The 394-nt window shown below is 33.5% G+C and carries 1 protein-coding gene; it reads right to left on the bottom strand.

All coding sequences use genetic code 11. The features are described from left to right. Positions 1 to 17: 17 nt before the first annotated feature. A partial coding sequence (locus tag CXF71_RS07955; RefSeq protein WP_157826713.1) for a hypothetical protein occupies positions 18 to 394 on the bottom strand: 377 nt, incomplete at its 5' end.

The following is a 394-nucleotide window of genomic DNA, read 5'->3' as shown; positions in this document are numbered from 1 at the left end:
CGCGAGCCAACTGTTTTTTAGTCCCGCTTGATTGGCTTGTTATAAAGCTCTTGCGCAAACTTGTACAGCTCATTGTTTTTAGCAAATCCTGTTTTTGATTTTCTCAATGGCCAATTAAAAGACATAATTGGGATACCATTTTTATCATGGTATATAGTTAGACAACTCAAATTGCCATCAAGTAAATCTTTAGATAATACCAAGTGCATACTTGCTTGCCCAGTATCGTATTTATGTAATGGTATATCTATAAAGCCATTTTTAAACTCAAAACCATTTAAGTTTATAAGAGCAAAAGATTGTTCAGCTAACTCATCACCAATTCCGATAATATAGTAGCCTTTACCTTTAGAGTTTATAACCATTAAGTGTGAAGAAATATGCGGATCGTTAG

It is taken from the genome of Colwellia sp. 12G3, from assembly GCF_002836775.1.
Lineage (GTDB): Bacteria > Pseudomonadota > Gammaproteobacteria > Enterobacterales > Alteromonadaceae > Colwellia.
The sequence above is the reverse complement of the archived record's forward strand: the minus strand, read 5'-3'. Positions and strand labels throughout refer to the sequence as shown.